Genomic DNA, 20,184 nt, shown 5'->3' with positions numbered 1-20,184 from the left:
ACAACTCCCTGTGACCCGCTCCATCGCCGAACGCAAGCCAACCGACTTACCGCATGTGCCCTCATCGCGCTGAGCATACGCCCACTACGAGTTCAGAGGCCAGTGTCAGGGGCGGTCGGCTGCCACCAGCAATTCCGCCGCTTTCTGGCGTACCCGCTCCAACACGGCGTCGTCGTTCGCCAGCGACGCCAGAGTCGGCCGGATGGCCTGCACTTCCTGGGCCTGCCCGTTCTTGAACGCCGTCGCAAGCTGCGTCATCACCGGGTCCAGACCGAGACGGTCATACCGGTGCAGGTGATCCAGCGTGGCTCCCTGTTCGATGGTGTAACTCACCGCCAGCAAATACTCCGTAGCTGCGGCCAGCGGTTTGTTATCCGTGTAGTTGAAGGTGCAGCTCGCCGCTGCGTGCGTGCCCTCTTGGAATTCCAGCGTCTTCATCCCCATCCGCGCTAGGCCCTTGGTCTTCGTCTCGCAGGGCTGCATTCCGTGGGAATCGCTCAGAAACTTCATCAGCTTCGCGCTTCCCGCCTGCGACAGCTTGAAGGTGATGGGTGTAGCAGCAGCGGGGGGTGCTCCAGCGGCGTGCTCTGACGTGTACTCAGCCTGACCCGTGGGTGCGATGCGCAATTGCCAATGCGGCACCGGCAGTCCCGGGCGATCATAGGTGGCGTTCAGCCGAAATCCCGAAGCAACCTGGGCCTGCACGGCACTCGCGCTCAGCAACATCAGGAATGGAACGGAACGGAGCAGAAGTTTCGGGCGATGCATCAACGAAGAAGTCCTTGCGCAGAACGCGCGTTGTGGATGTGGCAAATGGCAATGGCAAGCGCGTCCGCGGCATCTGCCGGTTCGGGCGCGCGCTCCAGGTCTAACAGCCGCGCGACCATAAACTGCACCTGCTCCTTCGCTGCCAGCCCGTGCCCGACCACTGCGGATTTGATGGAGAGCGGTGCGTATTCGACTACCGGCAAGCCGCACGCCGCGGCAGAGAGCATGGCAACGCCACGCACGTGCCCCAGTTTCAACGCGCTCTTTGCATTTGCAGCGAAGAACACGTCCTCAATCGCAACCACCTCCGGCGAATACGCCTCCAGCAGTGCTGTCAGTTCCACGTACACCTGGTGCAGCCGCTGCGGCGTGCGATGCTTCCGGTCCAGCTTGATCGCGCCCGCTGCGATGGGCTCCAACCGGCTTTCCCGCGGGCCATCGACCATCTCGACCACACCCCAGCCGGTGTACTCGGTTCCGCAGTCGATACCAAAGACGCGCATGGGTCTGAGTCTACAGCGCCCGCCCGTGGCTGGGTGCGACGGGAACTCGCGAGGGCATCGATCGCACCACCACCAGGTCCTCCATGGCTTCCACCGTGACTGCGCCCGCGCTCGCCGGAACGACAGTGGCACCCGCGAATCGCAACGTTCCGGCGCCTGCCTCTGAGCTCACGATCCCGTTGCCCTGCAGCGTGGTAAAGCAGTGCGGCCGTCCCACGGCATCTTCCAATCGCAGCGTCTCTCCCGCGCGCAGAACGAAGCGATCCACGGTGAAGTACTGTTCCTCAATCAACCGCTCGCCATTCGCAATCAGCACAGGTTCCACCTTGCCGGCGCGCGTCTCTGCCCGGCTCACGGCGACGCCCTTGTCCAGATGCAGTTCGCGTGGGCGGCCGTAGTCGTACAGGCGAAACGTGGTGTCCGAAGTCTGCTGCGTTTCCAAAAGCGTGACGCCGGGCCCGATCGCGTGAACCGTGCCCGCATCCACAAACACCATGTCGCCGCGCTGAACAGGGATGTAGCGCAGCAGCGACTCCATCGTCCCGTCCGTGGCTGCAGCGTGCATCTGTTGCGGGTCTACACCCGCGCGCAGACCGCAGGCCACGGCCGCGCCGGGCTCTGCGTCAACCACGTACCAGCACTCGGTCTTGCCGCGCGGCTGTCCCATGGCGCGAGCCTGCTCGTCGTCGGGATGCACCTGCACGGACAGCTTCTCATCCGGAAACAACAGCTTGAGCAGGAGCGGAAATTCATTCTCGCCGCGCCACTCACCCAGCAACGCTTCTGTGTTCTCCTGCGCGACTTGCGCCAGCGTCCGCCCGGCCTCCGGACCTTCCAGGGCTTCACTCTGCGGCCCGGTCAGCCACGATTCTCCGATCGGCTCTGCTGAGTCCCCGACCTCTGCCTGCGAGTACCACGGCTGCAGATTCGCGCGTCCCCACGGTCGAGGCGAAAAGAAAGGCTTGAGCAGAAAGGGTGCGAGGGTTCCGGCCATGGTTCTATGGTATCGGCTCCACGCCTACTGCCACGTCAAGGAACGACATACGGCTGCGTCAGATCGACCTTACACAAACATTACAAACGCCCGGCGCACACGCTGCTAGGTTGCTAATAGACAGTGTGCGCGCCAACGCAAACTGCTCAGAATAGAGGTTCCATGTCCGCACTTGTGTCACCGGTCGAGTCGCAGAAGCCCAGCGCGGCAACGCACCCTGAAATCACGCCCATCGATGCTCGCTCGCTGATTACAGAGACGCGTCGCAAGGTGCGCGAAGACCTCCGCATGGGTCGCGAGCACCAGGAAGGCCGTGTGAACTGGATTACTGCGATCGCCATGGGCCTGTTCCACGTTGGCGCTATCGCGGCGCTGTTCTTCTTCTCGTGGAAGAACGTGCTTGCCTTCGCCATCATGTATTTCCTCGCCATCAATGTCGGCATCGGTATGGGCTACCACCGCCTGCTGACGCACCGCGGCTACCGCGTTCCCCGCTGGCTGGAGCTGGCGATTTCTACCTGCGGCACTTTGGCGCTTGAGGGCGGACCGATCTTCTGGGTGGCCACGCACCGTGTTCACCACCAGAACAGCGATCAAGAGGGCGATCCCCACACACCGCACGACGGCACCTGGTGGTCGCATGCCGGTTGGATCCTTTCTGGCCGCGCTCTGCATAGCGAGACTGCCCTGCTGGGCCGCTACGCTCCTGACCTCACCCGCGATCCCGGCCAGCGCTGGCTCAGCAAGTACCACTGGCTGCCGCTGACGCTCACCGGCTTTGCCCAGATGGGTATTGGCTATGCCTTCGGCGGCGTCAAGGGCGCCATCGGCATGTGCCTTTGGGGTACCTTCCTGCGCGTAACCTGTGGCCTGCACAGCACCTGGCTCGTCAATTCGCTGACGCACATCTGGGGTCCTCGCCGCTTTGAAACGAAGGATGACAGCCGCAACAACTGGCTGGTGGCCCTGCTCACCGGCGGTGAAGGCTGGCACAACAATCACCACGCACACCCCGTCAGCGCTCGTCACGGCCTGGTCTGGTACGAGTTCGACATCAACTACTACGGCATCTGGGTCATGGAAAAGCTCGGCCTTGCCAAGAAGGTCCAGGTCGCCAAGTGGGACCCGATGGATCCGAAGCCGGCAGGCATGTAAGCAGCACAGACGATCAAGAGAAAGGGCCGGAGAGTATCTCCGGCCCTTTCTTGCGTCCGACGGCCTAACCCCGCACGTTCGCCGCAGGCTCTTCTCCTTTCCACGTCGCACTCTTACACTTCTGTCCATGAACATCACCCGCCGCCGCGGCGCGATTGCCTTCTTCATCACGCTTGGCATTTGCCTGGTGGGACTAGCGGTTGCGCTCAATGTCGGCTGGATCATCCTGAACGTGCACCAGCGCCATGTGGTGTTCCTGGTCCTGGGTATTTGCTTCTTCACCGTACTGATTGCCGGCTTGGTCCTGAACACCATTTTTCTGGTCCGCGAAGTTCGCCGCAATGAGCGCCAGGACAGCTTCCTCAACGCGGTCACGCATGAGCTGAAGACTCCGATCGCCTCCATCCGGCTCTACCTGGAAACACTGCAGCGCAGATCGCTGGACGAAACGCAACGCCAGGAGTTCTACGCGCGCATGATGGAAGACAACGATCGGCTTCTGCACACGGTCGAGCAGGTATTGCGCGCCGGCGAAGCGAACGCCAAGAGCGTGATCCGGAACAACGCCTCGCGCCTTCCAGTAGACCTCGCTGATCTGGCCAGCGAGGCTCTTGCGGAGACCGTGCGTCGGCATCACCTGCAGCCGGAGCAAGTACGGCTCGACAACCAGAGCGCTCAACGCGTGTTCGTCTCGGCCAATGTGCAGAGTCTCCGCACCGCTCTGCTCAACGTGCTGGATAACGCGGTGAAGTACTCGCCGAACGGTGTCGACATCACGGCTGAGGTCAGCATCCTGCGTGGCAATGTGGCCATGCTGCGCATCACCGATAAGGGTGTCGGCATACCTCCGTCTCACCTGAAGCGTGTGTTCCACCGTTTCTACCGCGTGGGGTCGCGCGAGATCAGCAAGATCAAAGGCACCGGGTTAGGGCTCTTCATCACCCGGGCCATCGCACGCGAGCACGGCGGGGACGCCACGGCGCAGAGCTACGGCACTGGCCTTGGCACTACGATCACGCTGCAGTTGCCTCTGCTGCCGTCCAGTTCGGTTCCCGTATCTGTTTCCGGTTCGACGCCAGAGGTTGCGCGTTGAACGCGCAGGGCGCAGCGGCGCCTCTGGTGCTGCTGGTCGAAGATGAGGCGCATCTCGCAGAAGTGGTGCTCTTCAATTTGCGTGTCGAGGGCTACCGCACCCACTACGCCGCCGATGGCGAGACCGCGCTCGAGTACCTCGCTGGCTCCAATCCCGACGCGATCCTGCTCGACGTGATGCTTCCCGGCATCGAGGGTTTCGAGGTGGCGCGCCAGCTCCGTCTAGCCGGCAACTTCACGCCGATCCTCATGCTGACTGCCCGCGGGCGCGCCGAAGATGTTCTAGCCGGCTTTGAGGCAGGCGCGGACGACTACCTGTCCAAGCCCTTCGAGCTCTCAATCCTGCTGGCGCGACTCAACGGCCTGCTGCGCCGCATGCAATGGCAGCGCTCTCAATCACCGCCTGCCGCAGAACCCGAGACTGCTGCTCCAGAACCTGCGCCGCGTCATCTGTTTCGCTTCGGCGACCGCGAAATCCATTTCGACAGCCTGGAGCTGTCCTCGCCCGGCCAGCAGGTCCGCCTCACCCTCATGGAAGCTGAGCTGCTACGCTACCTAATCGAACGGCCGGGCAAAGTGGTTTCGCGTGGCGAGATCCTGGAGGAGGTCTGGCGCGTTCGTGAAGACACGGACACGCGCGCCATCGACAACTTCGTCGTGCGTCTCCGTCGCTACCTGGAGCCCGACCCATCGCGCCCGGTCCACCTGCTCACGGTACGCGGCGTCGGTTATCGCTTCGTTGGCGAAGGCACATGGACCTGATCGATCAAAGTTGAAGCGCTTGCGGGACAGGACGCGTCCAAACCTTACACTGAACAGGTAACGCTCTCGGCCCGTGCGCATTCTCTCCCGGTACATCCTTCGCGAAGTTCTGTCGCACACGCTGCTGGGCGGAGTTCTCTTCACCTTCGTCCTCTTCATCCGAGACCTCGGCCGCATCCTCGAACTCGTCGTCCGCGGGTCCGCTTCTCTTCTGGATGTTTCCCGCGTCATCCTGTACACCCTGCCCAGCACGCTCGTGCTGACCATACCCATGGCCGTACTGGTGGGCATTCTGCTTGGGCTCAGCCGTCTTGCTGCCGACAGCGAAGTTACCGCGATGCGCGCCGCGGGCTTCGGCATCTTCAACTTCGTCCGGGTCGTCTCCATAGCCGCGGGCTTCGCGGTCCTTCTGGGACTTTGGAACTCCTTGTACATTGCGCCACGAGCTTCCTCTGCTCTGCTCCGGCTTGAAAACGACCTGAAGACCTCGCAAGCAAGCTTTGAAGTGCAGCCGCGAGTCTTCTATGAGGACTTCCGCAACTACGTTCTCTACGTGCAGGACGCCAGCGTTGCGCAGGGCGCCGCCTTGTGGAAGCACGTCTTTCTCGCCGATCTGTCGCAGCCCGCAAGTCCTTACATCACCACGGCGCAGCAGGCAATCGTGCAGAACGGCCCCAAGGGAATAGTCAGGCTGCACTTCGAAGACGGATCTCGGCACGAAATCTCTCCCAGGGATCCAAACCAGTACGACATCTCCACCTTTCAGGAAGCGGACACGCCCATCCAGGCCGCCCCGCAGGACGACATTCGGCTCACCCGCTCCGAGACTCCGCTGCTGGCCCTCTCACCCACAGAGCTGCTGCAACGCAGCCGCGCTCCTGGAGGCCGGCAATACAGCATCGAGTTGCAGAAGCGCTTCTCCTACCCCGCGGCCTGCCTGGTCCTCATGCTGGTTGGAACGCCCCTTGGTCTGGCTTCCCGGCGTGGCGGCAAGAGCAGCGGATTCGTGCTCACCGTCCTGCTCGTCTTTGTCTACTACTTCTTTTCTTCCGTAGGTGTTGCCCTTGCGAAACAGGGCAAGGTCAGCGCGGTCCTTGGCGTTTGGGGCGCCAATCTGGTTTTCGCTCTGTTCGGCACGCTTCTGCTGTGGCGCATGTCGACCGGCGACCTAGGTTCCAGCAATGCGGCCCTGCTCAATCCGATGGACTGGATCCGTTCCACGCTGGAACGGTTCCGCCCGGCCAGGGAAAAGCAGCAGGCAGAGACGACAGTCCGCCCCACTCCTCGCCGCAGCAATCGCTTTCCGCTCATCTTCGACGACTATGTCCTCCGCGAGTTTCTTTCCACACTCGCGCTCATCCTGGTCAGCTTCATCATGCTGTCGCTGTTCTTCAGCTTCTTTGAGTTGCTGGGCGACATCATCCGCAATCGCACCGCGTTGATTACGGTCGGCGACTACCTGCTGAACCTGATCCCCTACATGCTGTACAACCTCACACCGCTATGCGCCCTGCTCGCGGTGCTGGTCACCTTTGGCGCGCTCAGCCGCTCCAGCGAGTTGACCGCCATGAAGGCTAGCGGTGTGTCCATCTACCGCCTCATCGCACCCATCATGGTGCTCACGGCCATCATTGCTGTCTCGCTCTTCGCCTTTGATGAGTTCTATCTGCCCCTGGCCAATCGACGGCAGGAAGCCTTGCGCTCCGTCATCAAGGGCAAACCCGCTCAGACGTTTCTGCGCCCCGACCGCAAGTGGATCAGCGGACAGCAGGATTCCGTCGGCCAGCCGGCACGCATCTTCTACTACCAATTCTTCGATCCGGACAAGGACGTCTTCGCCAACCTGACCGTCTTTGAGTTCCAGCCCGGGACCTTCCAGCTCAGCCGCCGCATTTACGCCACCAGCGCTCACTGGGACGCACAGGTGCAGCGTTGGATCCTGGAGAACGGTTGGCAGCGCAGCTTTCAGAATGGTGCGGTGGTTCAATATCAGCCATTCACGCTGAATAGCTTTGCCGAAATCCGCGAACAGCCCGCTTACTTCAAGAAAGAAGTTCGCCCATCGCAGGAGATGAGCTTCAACGAGCTCAACACGTACATCGCCGATCTGAAGCAGAGTGGCTTTGATACCATGCGACTGCGCGTTCAGCTCAACCGCAAGCTCGCCTATCCGCTCATCACTCTCATCATGGCGCTGCTGGCCGTGCCCTTTGCCATGACCATGGGCAAGCGTGGATCGCTCGCGGGCGTCGGCGTCGCCATCGCCATGGCCGTCGTTTACACCCTCGTGTCCGGCGTGTTCGAAGCCATGGGCAACGTCAACGCTCTTCCGCCCATGCTGGCCGCCTGGTCCCCTGACCTGCTCTTCGCCATGCTGGGCGGATACCTCTTGCTGCGTACGCCCACATAGCTGAACCAGCGCAGCAGGTTCCTTTTCCCGGTTGTCCAACGACTCACGGTAGAGTCAAAAGAGTATGCGTTTGCTTCGTCTGTTGATTGCGCTGCTTGCCGTCGGCGGTGCGGTGGTCAGTGTACTGGCCCTTCGCGTTCACTTGCAGGATCCCGGGGTCGCTCCGCCGTGTGCGGTCGACGAGCATTGGGATTGCGGCGCCGTCAATCATTCCCGCTTCGCTGTCTTCCCGCCGCGCAGCTTTGACGAAGACCCGAACTCCAAGGGTCATCTGCCCGTGGCCATTGCAGGCATCGCCGGATACGTCCTCATCGCCGCGCTCGCGCTCTTCCGCTGCGACTTCTGGGCATTTGAGATCAGCCAAATCGGCCTTTTCCTCGCGCTCGGTCTCACGTTCCTGGAGAAATACATCCTCCAGAAATGGTGCATCTACTGCGTCTGGTCGCAGTCCATCATGGCCGTCATCTTTCTTCTGAGCTGCATCAATCTATACGTCGGCAATCGCCAGCGCGCCCGCGCCGGTCTGCACCTGCGCTCGGTCTAGCCCGTGTAAGCTGGCGCAATGGCACTGGAAGGTCTGCTCTCCAAACTTGGTCCCACCCTGGTGCGCGAAGTGACGCCGCACCTGATGCAATTGGTGGCCGGGCTGGGCGAGCGCTTCCGCAAAGATACCCGCGAAATCAAGGCCACAGTCGATGCAGAGATGGCTGCCATCGCTCGCACCCACGCCGGGCTTGTCACCTCCGTAGGCGAACAGACGGCCCGCCTTGAGACGCTTCGCGAACAGGTCACGGTGGTGGACCGCAAGGTCGAACTCCTGCACAAGGCAGTCGAAACTCTCGGTCGCCAGTTGTCCAGCGAAGCCGAAGTAGCCGCGAAGGCACAGCGCGTCACCCGCGCCTACGCCCTGGTCGCCGCCCTATTCTCTGCGCTGGCGTGTGGCGCTGCGGTCGCCTCAATCCTGCTGCACCGCTGATGCTCCAACCGATCACCGGTTTCCACCAGGACGAGCAGTCAGACTGGGTCGCCGAGCTCGCCTGCGGCCATGCCCAACACGTTCGCCACGATCCGCCCTGGCAGTTGCGCCCATGGGTCGTCACGCCGGAAGGCCGCGCCCCGATGCTGGGGCGAACACTTCCGTGCAAGCTGTGCGATGCGGCAGAAAGCGGACCGCTGCCACCCGCATCCGGCGACGCGCGAGCGTAATCTAGAGGCTGTATGGGCATTACGCGTGAGCAAGCGATTGACTGCTTCCGGTCCGACGATCTGATCGGCATTGGCATGGAAGCCGATGCGGTTCGTCGCCGCCTGCACCCGGACGGCGTCGTCAGCTACATCATCGACCGCAACATCAACTACACCAACTTCTGCACGGAGTACTGCACCTTCTGCGCGTTCTACCGGCCGCTCAAGGGCAAGCTCGCCGCAGAGGGCTACATCCTCGACTTCGAGACAATCTTTCAGAAGATCGCCGAGACGGAGGAGATGGGCGGCACCGGCGTACTCATGCAGGGCGGCATTCACCCCGACCTGAAGATCGACTGGTTTGAGGCACTCTTCACCGGCATCAAGCAGCGGTTCCCGAAGATTTGGCTTCACTGCCTTTCCGCGAGCGAGATCCTTGCCATCGCGGAGTACTCCGAGCTCGATCTGCGCACCACCATCGCGCGCCTGCGTGATGCCGGCCTCGACTCGATCCCGGGCGGCGGCGCGGAGATCCTCGATGACGACGTTCGCAAGCGCATCGCTCGCCTGAAGTGCCGCACCGAGGACTGGGTCAGCGTGCACCGTACGGCGCACGAGCTCGGCATGCGCACAACCGCGACCATGATGTTTGGCGTAGGCGAGACGATGGAGCAGCGCGTGAACCACTTTGAGGTGGTGCGCCGCCTGCAGGAGGAAACCGGCGGCTTCACCGCATTCATCCCCTGGAGCTTCCAGCCCAACCACACCGCGCTCGGCGGCCGCGGCTGGGAAGAGGCGACCTCTGTCGAATACCTGAAGACGCTCGCGATTAGCAGGCTCTACCTGGACAACATCGAGAACGTCCAGAGCAGCTGGGTCACGCAGGGGCTCAAGGTCCTGCAGATGGGCCTGCGGTTCGGTGGGAACGATGTCGGCTCCGTCATGCTGGAAGAGAACGTGGTCAAAGCGGCGGGAACTGCCAACTGCACCACTGAAGAGGAACTGCGCCGCATCATCCGCGACGCCGGCTTCAAGCCCGTGCAGCGCGACACGCTCTACACGACCATGTTCCTGAACTAGTTGCTAAGCGACAAAGAGGCCCGGCGTCGCCGGGCCTTTTCTTTGCCTCAACGAGCTAGTGCCGCGGAACCCGCTCGCAAAAGCCCGGTCCGGGATCACTCATCGACGGCGGCGGATCCGTCTTGCCCCAATCACTCGGCGCCGTCCCCATCACCAGTTCCAACGTCCCGCCGTTCACGATCTCGCTGTGGCGGAACCACGCCCGGTTCAGCGGCTCTCCATTAAGCGTCGCGCTCTGAATGTAGTGCACTTCCCCGCTCGGATCGAAGCCCTTGCTGACGATGTGGAGCTGCTTTCCAGGCGCGACGTCGAGAGTCACATCGGCCAGCGCAGGCGTACCGAACACATACACATCCTGCCCCGCGACGGGATAGAAACCGATCGACTGAAATAGCAGCCAGCTCGACATGGCTCCCGAATCATCATTGCCCGGTATACCGCTGCGATCCGCGGTAAAGTACTTCTCTAGCAGCAGCTGCACGATGTCAGCGCTCTTATCGGGCCGCCCGCTCCAGTCGTACAGCACTGGCAGCAGGAAGCCCGGTTCGTTAGTCACATCAAAGTGACCGCGCCGGAAAGTCCAGTCCAGGCGATCGTTGAACTTCTGCGAACCACCGGCGAGTCGAATGATCTCGCGCACGTCGTGCGGAGCGTAGAGCGAGTACGTCCACTCATCACCCTCGTAGAAGAAGTCGGGCCACGTGCCGCGCACCTTGGTGTTTGGCGGACCCCAGGTTCCGTCCGGGTTCTTCGGTCGCAAAAATCCGGTGAAACCCTCCTCCTTCAACGACAGGTCCCACAGATTCTCGAAGTTCTTCGACCGTGCCGCATACTTGGCGGCAACGTCCTTCTGTCCCAGCCCGCACGCGACGGTAGCGATTGCAAAATCGTCGTTCGCATACTCCATCGTGCGCGACCCGGACCTCTCATCCGCCAGCGTCACGTAGCCCTTGCTGTTGTAATCCTGCAGACCGCCACGGCCCTCTTTCTGCTTGTCCGTGGGCGGCACTTCCGCGTCGTGGATCATGGCCTGCAGCGCGGTCATGTAATCGATGCCTGCGAGCCCTTTCACCCAAGCGTCGGCAACAACCACGTTCGCGTTGCTGCCACCCTGTGTGCGCCCATTCACATTGCCGCTACGCGCGTCGGGCATGTAGCCGTCGTGCCGGTAAATGTCGATCAGCGAACGCAGCAGGTCACGCTGCCGGTCCGGCGCCACCAGTGTCAGCCAGGGCCCGGAAGACCGGAACGTGTCCCACGTCGCGTAGTAGTCGTCGTAATAGGGCTCGCCGGACTGCCAACCCGGGTTCTCACCCGTACGGTCCACCGGCATCAGCATGGTGTGATAGATCGCGGTCGTCAGCATGCGCCGCTGTGCATCGGGCGTCGCCGGCCCCATCTTCAGCACGGAGAGCTGCTTGTCCCACGCCGCAGCGGTCGCACGCTGCACCGCCGCAAAGTCCCAGCCTGGCACTTCTTTTTGCACGTTCTGCCGGGCCTGATCAACGCTCACATAAGAGATGCCAACCTTTGCCTGCACCACTTCACCGTCGCGGGTGCTGAAGTCGAGCACTGCTCCCAGCGGCGTCTCGGTCGACACGGTGGCGTTCTTCGCCTCGGTGAGCGTTGTGGCAGTCCATGTGCGCTCAGCCGTGGCTTTCTTGTCCGTGATCAGGTCGAAGTACACGCGGTACTCTCCACCGCGGTTCCAGCCGCCGGTGTAGCGGCCGAACCCGGCAACCTCGTGGTCGCTGACCACGTGCACCTCGCCACCCACGAAGTGTTGGTCTTCCCAACCCTTGCCGCTACCTCGGCTCAGGCAGTGCTCCACGTCCACCGTAAGGTGCGCGTCATCCGTCTTTGGAAAGGTATAGCGGTGAAATCCGACTCGCCGCGACGACGTCAGTTCCGCTGTCACGTCATATCGCTGCAGGTGCGCCCGGTAATATCCCACACGCGCCTGCTCCCCATCGCGAGCGCTCGCCAGGTCCCCCGGCTTCACTGGGCCAACTACCGGCTGCAGCAGGATGTTGCCGTACTTGCCCTGCGCTCCGCTCAGGTGCGTGTGGCTGAAGCCCTCGATCCGGCCGTAGCTGCTGTACCCGAAGCCCGACTTCCGGCCATCGAAGGTCTCCATATCGGGTCCCAGCTTCACCATGCCGAACGGCACCGTGGACCCCACGAAGGTGTTTCCGCCCCAGTCCACGCCAATGTACGGATCAACCCACTTGCTGGGTCCATCGCCCTGCGCAACTGCGCCCTGCCCTGCCATCGCACCCACCACGGCCAACGCCGCCATCAACCGGGAAGCCATCACAAGCGCACCTTACACCAAGCGGGCAACCGCTTGCGTAAAAACGCTACCGCCGCGTGAAATGCGAAAAACCGATCGCGATCACGTGGTTATCGGTCCCGGGATTGTGCAAGCTGATGTTTGCGTTCGACTCGTGCTGATAGCGGTAGCTGACCGTCAAAGCGTTCTGAGGCGAGGCAAACACGCGCACGCCTCCGCCGAAGTCCAGCGTGTACATGAACTGCGACCCGCCCGGCGAAAGCACACGCCGGTTGTAGTAGAGGAAGCCCTCGTTCGTCGAAAACACCGGTTCCACCCGGCTGCCACGCCGCAAATCCAGTTCCAGGCCAACCGGCCTGGCGCCGTACGCGTAGCTGCGCACAGGTGCAGTGGGGTTTGTCTCACTCGGCGTCCGCTCCAGCAGCGTTGCAAACGGAACCAGTTCGGGCGCGTAACGCAGCCGTGTGCGCTTGCCGTGCGTGATGGCAACGCTGTACTGCAGCAGCAAACTCTCAAAGCGAGTGTGGGTGGTGTAGCCCCAGATCTCGCCGGCCGCAGGCGCGTATTCCGCTGAAGCCCCAAACACCTGCGTTCCGGTACCGAAGGCCGGAATCTCCGTGGAGGATTGCGCAAACGCTGCAACCGGCACAAGCGCCGCCAGAGCACTCAGGACCAATGAATGGAGAGGGGTCACGCGCTCAGTATGACATTCCGGCAATCGCCGACGTGAATGGAAGCCCGTTCCGTGCCGGAACACGCCCGGCGCTTTCACGTAGACTGAAGCCAACGCACCCGCTCGGAGTATTCCCCTGTTCGCAACGATCCACACGCTTGCGTTGACGCTGATCTACGCCGAACCCCACGGCCTCGGCCACTACTGGCGAACCCACTATGCTCAGCGAACCTTCCAAGGGATGTACCGCTGGAACTGGTTCGATGTGGCTCTGCTCATCCCGTACTTCATCGTCATGCTGATCCTGGCGTTCTACGGTGTGCATCGTTACCAACTGGTGTGGCTGTACTACCGCAACCGCAAGCGCGCCCAGCACTCCTCCGCTCCGCCCGCCCGCTTTGCAGAAGCCGATCTGCCGTCTGTCACCATTCAGCTTCCCATCTTCAACGAGCAGTACGTGATCGACCGACTCGTCGACGCTTGCTGCCGCATGGATTACCCGCGCGACCGTTTCGAGATCCAGGTTCTGGATGACTCCACCGACGAGACACGGGACGTAGCGGCCGGTATCGTGCAGCGTTACGCCGAGGGAACCGAAGGGCTGCCGCCCCAGCCTATCGAATACATCCACCGTACCGACCGTCACGGCTACAAGGCGGGCGCTCTGGATGCTGGCCTGAACACGGCACGCGGCGAGCTCGTGGCGATCTTCGACGCCGACTTCGTCCCACCCGCCGACTGGCTGCGCCGCGTCGTCGATCAGTTTGCCGACCCCGCGGTAGGCATGGTGCAAACCCGCTGGACACACCTGAACCGCAACTACAGCTTCCTGACCCAGGTCGAAGCGATCCTGCTGGACGGGCACTTCGTGCTCGAGCACGGCGGTCGCTCCCGCGCTGGTGTCTTCTTCAACTTCAACGGCACCGCGGGCATGTGGCGGCGCAAGGCAATCGAAGAAGCCGGCGGCTGGCAGCACGACACGCTCACCGAGGACACCGACCTCTCGTATCGCGCGCAGCTCAAAGGCTGGCAGTTCCGCTATCTGCAAGACGTGGAGTGCCCGGCCGAGCTGCCGATCGAGATGACGGCGTTCAAGACGCAGCAGGCGCGCTGGGCCAAGGGCCTCATCCAGACCGGCAAGAAGATCCTGCCGCGCGTTCTCAACTCCGACGCGCCCTGGCACACCAAGCTGGAAGCCTGGTACCACCTGACCGCCAACATCAGTTACCCGCTCATGATCGTGCTCAGCACGCTGCTCATGCCTGCCATGATCATCCGCTCGTGGCAGGGTATCTGGCAGATGCTGCTCATCGACTTCCCGCTGTTCATGGCCAGCACCTTTTCCATCTCCAGCTTCTACCTGGTTTCTCAGAAGGAGCTCTTTCCCCGGCGCTGGTACCGCACCTTCCTGTATCTGCCGTTTCTCATGGCGCTGGGCGTCGGCCTGACCATCACCAACACCAAAGCAGTGCTGGAAGCTCTTTTCGGCGTGCAGAGTGCTTTTGCGCGCACCCCAAAATATCGAGTTCAGAAGAAGGGCGAGAAGACGCAGGCACAGAAGTACCGCAAGCGTCTCGGCCTGATCCCCTGGATCGAACTGGTCATCGGCTGCTACTTCGCCGCGACCGTCTGGTATGCCATTGCGAGCGAGAACTACTTCACCGTGCCATTCCTTCTGCTGTTCGTATTGGGCTATTGGTATACCGGCCTGCTCAGCCTGCTGCAGGGCAGATTTGAGCGCCTTGGAACCGGCAGCGCCATGCATGAGAAGCCCTATCCCGTCGGCATTTAGCAGCGGCATCGCCTGACGGCTACACTGAAACCCTGGAGTCTGCCAACCTTGATCGGCTTTTTCATTCCGATTGCTGAAGCGCTGTTCGCCGGCTACATCGTCGCAATCGGCGTTTACATGGCGATGCTTTTCCTGATCACCAGGCTGGGTCAGCGCACCTTTGTGCAGAACAGCAAGGTACGGCCGGCCTACACGGCATTGCACGCCGTTGTCTGGGGCCTAGCCGCGTTCGCCGGTACTTATCTCTGCTCCACGCTTTCGCCGTTGCCGCCCTACGGCATGCTCGGATTTCCCTTGGTACTCACCATCATCTTCGGGCTGGTGATACTTCGGAGCTTCCGGCAACTACCCGGGCAGATGTCTGCGCTCGCTTTGCTCTTGAATGTCGGCGCTCTTCTGGTGGGCACGTATTTCGCGCTGTCCGTCAACAAGGTCTTCTTCCTGATGGCGCATCTTCCGTAATCGAACTTCCCGTAAACGCAGACGAGGAACAAGCCAGGCTTGTTCCTCGTCTGCGCTGAACCGGTCCCGGCTAGAAGCGGATACCGACCGTAACCGGAATGTATTCCGAATTCCGCTGGTTGAACGGGAAGAAGTCCTGGTTGTTACTGTTCGCCAGGTTCAGCCAGTGGTAGCGCGCTTCCACAAACAGCCGCTCGCTTGAGAACTCCGAGAGCTTGTAGGTCAGGCCGAGGCCTGCGTTGGCCCCGAAACCGCCCTTTGTGTACTGGTCCACGTTCACGTTGCTGCTGTACTGGTAGCAGTAGTAGTAGTCGCACGCCGTGCCGATGCTGGGCAGGGTGAAGTTCGTCGTCTTCCGGTAGTAGCCCACGCCGCCCGTCACATAGGCGCCCAGCTTGCTATGACTCTGGGTCAGGCTCACCACCGGGTTCACAGAAAACGACAGAACATGTCCGTTCGCATCGAACCCGTCCAACTGATCCGCCGTCACACCCGCGTTCAGCAGGTTGTTGTACTCGTACTGAATGGCTCCGCCCGTAAGACCTACGTGATCATAGTGGAACTCTGCAAGCACACCGAAGGTGCGATTGAAGTTCCATCCACCACCCACCTCAACGTCGTAGCTGGGCGTGTAGAACTTGCCCGTATTACCAACGGGCACATTCAGACCCGCGCCGCCGACAAAGGCGATCTTGGTCGAGCCGTCAGCGTTGTGCCAGCGATCCTGGTAGCGCGAGCGACCGTAGCTACGGCGCCGGGCGCCATACTGGCCCGCGCCGGTTCCCTCCGCCGCATCGGCAGGATTGGCTGACAGGCTTGCAACTTCGTCGGTCACCGCGTCGGTTGAGCTGCTCACACCATCCGTACGGTAGTGCAGATCTGCATTCACATCCGCAAGCGAGTACGCACCCGGTGTAAGCATGGCACGATTCATCTGAGAGATTTCGTTTGCTGGCTCGGCTGCAGCCGGCGTTGCGGCGTACACCACTGCCGATGCGGCAAGCGCACCCGCCACGAACGCCGCCTTTGCAAACGGTCGAGAAAATAAAGTCATGGGTCTGGCACTCCTCCACGAGACGATCTGGGTAGTGGTCTGTAACCCGGGCCGCCCCTCTAAGTTGTTCGACGTACTCTACCGAACGTTAGACGACGCCCGTTTGCGCCATGTTGTGCGCCTGAAACACGGAAGGGGGAGCCGTTGTGGCTCCCCTTACGCGTTTTCTTCCAACTCAACGGTTCCTGATGCTTCCGATCTGCGCCTAGTGGATGTCGAACTGCTCCGGGCTCAGGGATGGATCGCTCTTCAGCAGGATCGTCTTGTGTGTCATCTCTTCCAGCTCCTGCAAGCGACGAGCACCATTCTGCTTCAACTGCTTCACCACTTCCGGGTGGACACGCAGCATCATGTCCGGTTTTTCGATGTGGCGGTACATCTTGCGAACCTCCACATAGATCTCGTTCGCCACGGTAACCGGCGACTTGATCATGCCGGTGCCTTCCGTGACCGGGTCTGGAATACACAACGTGCGCTCCAGGCTCTGCTTTACGCGCTTGCGCGTCATGATGACCAGGCCAAAGTCGTTGAACGGCAGCACCTTCGAAGGAGCGCGATCCGTCTTCAGTTCGTCCTCCAGTGCCTGCATCACCTTGGCGCGATTCTTGCGCTCGTCCATGTCGATGAAGTCGATGACGATGATGCCGCCCAGGTCGCGCAGCCGAATCTGCCGCACGATTTCCGGAATCGCATCCAGGTTCGTCTTCAGAATGGTGTCTTCCAGGCGAGCCGTCTTGCCGACGTACTTGCCTGTGTTGATGTCGATTGCTACCAGAGCTTCCGTCTGGTTGATCACGATCGATCCCCCGGATTTCAGCCAGACCTTGCTCTTCAGCGCACGATCGATCTCCTGCGTAATGCCGAAGTGCTCAAACAGCGGAGTTTCCTTCGTGTAGAGCTTCACGCGGCGCACCAGCGAAGGCTGGAAGCGCTGCAGGAAACGCAGCACGCGCTCATACTCCTGCTCGGAATCGACCCAGATCGCCGAGAAGTTGTCCGTTACCTGGTCGCGCAGGATGCGCTCAATCAGGCCCAGATCGTGATAGATCAGCGCCGGCGACTTCGACGTCTCCGAACGCATCTTGATGTCCTGCCAAAGCTGGATCAGGAAGCGCAGATCGTTGCGAAGCTCCTCCTCGGTCGCACCCTCTGCGGCCGTCCGCACGATGAACCCGCCCTGGTGCTCGCCCTTCTCCGACAACAGGATCGACTTCAAGCGCCGGCGCTCTTCATCCGACGAAATCTTCCGGGAAACGCCGGTGTGGTTCACCGTTGGCATAAACACCAGGAAGCGCCCTGGCAAGGCGATATGCGACGTGATCCGCGCGCCCTTCTTGGCGATCGGCTCCTTCGCAATCTGCACCAGAACTTCCTGCCCCGGCTTTAGCAGATCCGTGATCGCGGGCAGGTCCATGGTCTGCACGCTCTGGCGGCTGCGGCCGCGGCCACGGTCTGCGCCTGCTCCACCACGGAACGGCCGCTCGCCACGCACGCCCCGGTCGCGATCGCGTCCACCACGACGGTTGTCGCGGCGTCCGCGACGCTCTCCGCCCTGTGCCGGCGCGCTCCCGGTCGTCTCCTCGGCAGCATCCTCGTCCGGCTCGCCGCCGAAGTCGTCTACCGTAAAGCCGCCCGTATCCGGCGAGGCTTCTAACTCGTCTTCGTCCTCGTCTCCGCTCAGCAGCGACCGCTCGTCCCCGTGCTGGTCCAGCCCGTCAGCATGCTGCTCCGTAGCCTCATCCAGAGTTTCTTCTTCGTACTCGTCGAAGTCGTCCTCTTCAATGGCAGCGAACGCCGTATCGAACTCGTACTCGTCGCCGTCCAGCTCCTCTTCGTGAAAGTCGCCTTCCCCATACGCATGAACCTGGGGCACGGGCTCGGCACCGGACAGCTCCGCCACGCTCAGTTCTGTCTCGTCATAGGCGTGAGCGTCGAACGGCGTTGCCAGTTCTTCCTGTTGCTCTGGCTCAGCGTCGGCCTTGTCCTGCAGCGGCTCAGTGAGCATCACGCCGTCCGGCTGGATGCTGGTGAACTCGTGCGCTGCCGGCTCGGCGGCCTCCCCGCTGACGATTTCAGCATCCTGTTCCGGTCCAATCTCGGTCGCAGTTGCAGAGCCTGCAGCGGACTCCAGTTCCGGCGCAGTCACCACCTCTTGGTCCACAGCAGCTTCGGAAGCAGTGGGAGCTTCGGACTCTTGTGTGATCGTGTGGTCCACCGGGCCGGGTACACCGGCGGATCCGAACAGGCTGATCAGGCCTGCCGATTCCTCCACCCTCGTTTCATGCTCCTCACCGGAAACGGTGTGGGTGTCCGCGGATACATCTTCCGCAGTTGGCTCGCCGCTGGCGCTGTCGGCGCCCGTCTCCGCGGCCACAGCCTCAGAACGCCGCGTACGGCGCCGCAGATCGCGACGATCGGTCTCGCTCAGCCGCGCGGCTGTTCCTTCAGCCGGCTCATACTCACCGGCATCGGGCACCGGGGCGTTCTCTTCCGCAGCCTCTACGGCGGCGTGAGCATTGTCCACAACTTGGGGGCTGACTGCCGCGCTTTCGTCTGCGTGGGCCGGGTGCTGCGTCAGACCGCCAGTCTCATCCGGTGCTGCCGCTGCGGCAACATCGCTCTGCTGGTCGGGAATCGGGCTGGGTGCAACCTCTTCCGTCACGACCTCGGCGCTACCAGCGGTCGTGGGCGCGGCCATCTCCAGAGCATCTTCGGAGCTTTCCGGAGCTGCGGCAACAACCTCCGGCGTCTCCGCCGGCGCATCTTCCGCCTGGTCCATCGTCGAAGGTGCCGCGGCTACTGACTTTGACCTGCTGGAGCGTTCAGACCGCTGATAGCGCGAGATCGACTCACCTGGAAGGGTGGCTCCACCATTCCAACCCACGATCTCGATGGATGGTTGCGCTGCAACCAAGGGCTCGGGGGCACGCGGCGCAGCAGCCTGACGCGCGGCATCTTCGGCCGCCACTTCGGCCGGATCGCGATACTTGCGAATCGACTCGCCCGGCAGAGTCGTGACGGCCGCACCCGCGGGCACGAAATCCTCTTCCCGGTCACGCGACCCAAAGCTGCGGCGATCGCGACCACGATCATCGCGCTGACGCGGCTCTCGCTCCTCCGGCTGGTTCTGGCGCGCAGCGCGCTCGTCGCTGCCTGGCCGGCCAACGCGGCCGGGCCGGTGCACGTTGCGCCGCCCCAGGTTCTCGGGCTCCGCAGCTCCTTCCAGATCGATCGTGATCGTTCCGTCAGCGCTAACGCCTGAGTCGAACTCAACCTCATCGTCCGACGATCCTTCCAGCACGATCGTCTCGCCACTCAGATCGGACCGCACGTCGCCCTGCTCCGGGAAACCTCCGGTCGAGGCGTCGCTGCTGCCACCTTCACGGCCACCACGACCACGGCGCCGCCCGCGACGTCCGCGCCAGCGGCGGCTTCCCTGCTCGTCCAGCGCCGCCTGGTTGTCATAGTTCGCCGACTCGTCCACCGGAGCGGGCGCAATCGGCTCATCAAAGCTCGTGGTCTCCTGCGTTGGCTCGGTCGCGTCCCGGCGACCACGGCGGCCACGATCACGCGCACCACGGCTGCCTTCTTCGCGACGGCCCTCTTCGCGGCGACCCTCATCGCGACTGCCTGCTTCACGCGGCTGGCCACGGCGGCTGCCGCCGTTCTCCGACTCAAAGTCGGCAGCGTCGCCCTGTTCCTCCATGAAGTCGGTCACATACAGGAACGCGTCGCGCTCCAGGCCGATGTCCACAAAGGAGGACTGCATGCCAGGCAGCACGCGTGTCACTTTGCCGTTGTAAATGGATCCCGCGAGCGTGTACTCGTTCTCGCGTTCGTAATAGATCTCCGAAAGCTGCTCGTCTTCGACAATCGCTAGGCGCGTCTCATGCGGCGTTGTGGAGATATAGATTTCTTTGGACACTTCTGTTTGCTCTTTCCGCCACGCGGAGAGAGAGCC

General features: G+C 62.2%; 17 protein-coding genes. 10 read left to right on the top strand and 7 right to left on the bottom strand.

Features of this window, described 5'->3' with window-relative positions; translation table 11 throughout:
- Positions 1–105 precede the first annotated feature (105 nt).
- The 3 genes from OHL12_RS02225 to OHL12_RS02215 are packed head-to-tail and all read right to left on the bottom strand — an operon-like array spanning position 106 to position 2,265.
- Positions 106–768, bottom strand: a complete 663-nt coding sequence (locus OHL12_RS02225) for a hypothetical protein (protein ID WP_263412210.1) — start codon at positions 766–768, stop codon at positions 106–108.
- Positions 768–1,271, bottom strand: a complete 504-nt coding sequence (gene ruvC / locus OHL12_RS02220) for a crossover junction endodeoxyribonuclease RuvC (RefSeq protein ID WP_263412209.1) — start codon at positions 1,269–1,271, stop codon at positions 768–770. Before ruvC ends, OHL12_RS02225 begins: the two co-directional genes overlap by 1 nt.
- Positions 1,272–1,281: 10 nt before the next feature.
- Entirely contained in the window at positions 1,282–2,265 is a 984-nt protein-coding gene (locus OHL12_RS02215) for a type I phosphomannose isomerase catalytic subunit (RefSeq protein WP_263412208.1), read from the bottom strand.
- Between the two features lie 288 nt (positions 2,266–2,553).
- Between OHL12_RS02215 and OHL12_RS02210 the strand changes: the two genes are divergently transcribed.
- The 8 genes from OHL12_RS02210 to mqnC all read left to right on the top strand — a co-directional run bounded on the left by OHL12_RS02210 (position 2,554) and on the right by mqnC (position 9,949).
- The gene (locus OHL12_RS02210) at positions 2,554–3,420 is read left to right on the top strand and encodes an acyl-CoA desaturase (RefSeq protein ID WP_263415053.1); all 867 of its coding nucleotides are present in this window, start codon (positions 2,554–2,556) and stop codon (positions 3,418–3,420) included.
- Positions 3,421–3,547: 127 nt separating this feature from the next.
- Positions 3,548–4,513 (top strand): sensor histidine kinase, encoded by a 966-nt coding sequence (locus tag OHL12_RS02205; protein ID WP_263412207.1) that lies wholly within the window; start codon positions 3,548–3,550, stop codon positions 4,511–4,513.
- Positions 4,510–5,274 (top strand): response regulator transcription factor, encoded by a 765-nt coding sequence (locus OHL12_RS02200; protein ID WP_263412206.1) that lies wholly within the window; start codon positions 4,510–4,512, stop codon positions 5,272–5,274. Before OHL12_RS02205 ends, OHL12_RS02200 begins: the two co-directional genes overlap by 4 nt.
- Positions 5,275–5,347: 73 nt before the next feature.
- Positions 5,348–7,684 carry an LPS export ABC transporter permease LptG gene (gene lptG / locus OHL12_RS02195; protein WP_263412205.1) on the top strand — a complete coding sequence of 779 codons (2,337 nt, stop codon included), beginning with the start codon at positions 5,348–5,350 and terminating at the stop codon, positions 7,682–7,684.
- 64 nt (positions 7,685–7,748) lie between these two features.
- Positions 7,749–8,228 (top strand): vitamin K epoxide reductase family protein, encoded by a 480-nt coding sequence (locus OHL12_RS02190; RefSeq protein ID WP_263412204.1) that lies wholly within the window; start codon positions 7,749–7,751, stop codon positions 8,226–8,228.
- An 18-nt stretch (positions 8,229–8,246) separates the two neighbouring features.
- Positions 8,247–8,660, top strand: coding sequence for a hypothetical protein (locus OHL12_RS02185; RefSeq protein ID WP_263412203.1), 414 nt, complete (start codon positions 8,247–8,249; stop codon positions 8,658–8,660).
- Positions 8,660–8,890, top strand: a complete 231-nt coding sequence (locus OHL12_RS02180) for a DUF3565 domain-containing protein (protein WP_263412202.1) — start codon at positions 8,660–8,662, stop codon at positions 8,888–8,890. The genes OHL12_RS02185 and OHL12_RS02180 overlap by 1 nt, the downstream gene beginning before the upstream one ends.
- 12 nt (positions 8,891–8,902) lie before the next feature.
- On the top strand, positions 8,903–9,949 hold the full coding sequence (mqnC, locus tag OHL12_RS02175) for a cyclic dehypoxanthinyl futalosine synthase (RefSeq protein ID WP_263412201.1): 1,047 nt from the start codon (positions 8,903–8,905) through the stop codon (positions 9,947–9,949).
- Positions 9,950–10,004: 55 nt separating this feature from the next.
- Here mqnC and OHL12_RS02170 read toward each other — a convergent pair whose 3' ends face one another.
- Together OHL12_RS02170 and OHL12_RS02165 are read right to left on the bottom strand one after the other, a co-directional pair.
- Positions 10,005–12,263: a GH92 family glycosyl hydrolase gene (locus tag OHL12_RS02170; protein ID WP_263412200.1), complete on the bottom strand. Its 2,259-nt coding sequence runs from the start codon at positions 12,261–12,263 to the stop codon at positions 10,005–10,007.
- A 46-nt stretch (positions 12,264–12,309) separates the two neighbouring features.
- Positions 12,310–12,936 carry an acyloxyacyl hydrolase gene (locus OHL12_RS02165; RefSeq protein ID WP_263412199.1) on the bottom strand — a complete coding sequence of 209 codons (627 nt, stop codon included), beginning with the start codon at positions 12,934–12,936 and terminating at the stop codon, positions 12,310–12,312.
- Between the two features lie 142 nt (positions 12,937–13,078).
- Between OHL12_RS02165 and OHL12_RS02160 the strand changes: the two genes are divergently transcribed.
- Together OHL12_RS02160 and OHL12_RS02155 are read left to right on the top strand one after the other, a co-directional pair.
- Positions 13,079–14,707, top strand: coding sequence for a cellulose synthase family protein (locus OHL12_RS02160; protein ID WP_399260392.1), 1,629 nt, complete (start codon positions 13,079–13,081; stop codon positions 14,705–14,707).
- Positions 14,708–14,755: 48 nt separating this feature from the next.
- A complete protein-coding gene (locus OHL12_RS02155) occupies positions 14,756–15,169 on the top strand; it encodes a hypothetical protein (protein ID WP_263412198.1) in 414 nt (137 codons plus the stop codon).
- A gap of 70 nt (positions 15,170–15,239) precedes the next feature.
- Here the strand turns inward: OHL12_RS02155 and OHL12_RS02150 are convergent, their stop codons facing one another.
- Positions 15,240–16,223: a hypothetical protein gene (locus OHL12_RS02150; RefSeq protein WP_263412197.1), complete on the bottom strand. Its 984-nt coding sequence runs from the start codon at positions 16,221–16,223 to the stop codon at positions 15,240–15,242.
- A 205-nt stretch (positions 16,224–16,428) separates the two neighbouring features.
- The gene (locus OHL12_RS02145; RefSeq protein ID WP_263412196.1) at positions 16,429–20,148 is read right to left on the bottom strand and encodes an Rne/Rng family ribonuclease; all 3,720 of its coding nucleotides are present in this window, start codon (positions 20,146–20,148) and stop codon (positions 16,429–16,431) included.
- Positions 20,149–20,184 lie beyond the last annotated feature (36 nt).

This window comes from Terriglobus aquaticus (assembly GCF_025685415.1).
In the GTDB taxonomy this organism is placed as follows: domain Bacteria; phylum Acidobacteriota; class Terriglobia; order Terriglobales; family Acidobacteriaceae; genus Terriglobus; species Terriglobus aquaticus.
The sequence above is the reverse complement of the archived record's forward strand: the minus strand, read 5'-3'. Positions and strand labels throughout refer to the sequence as shown.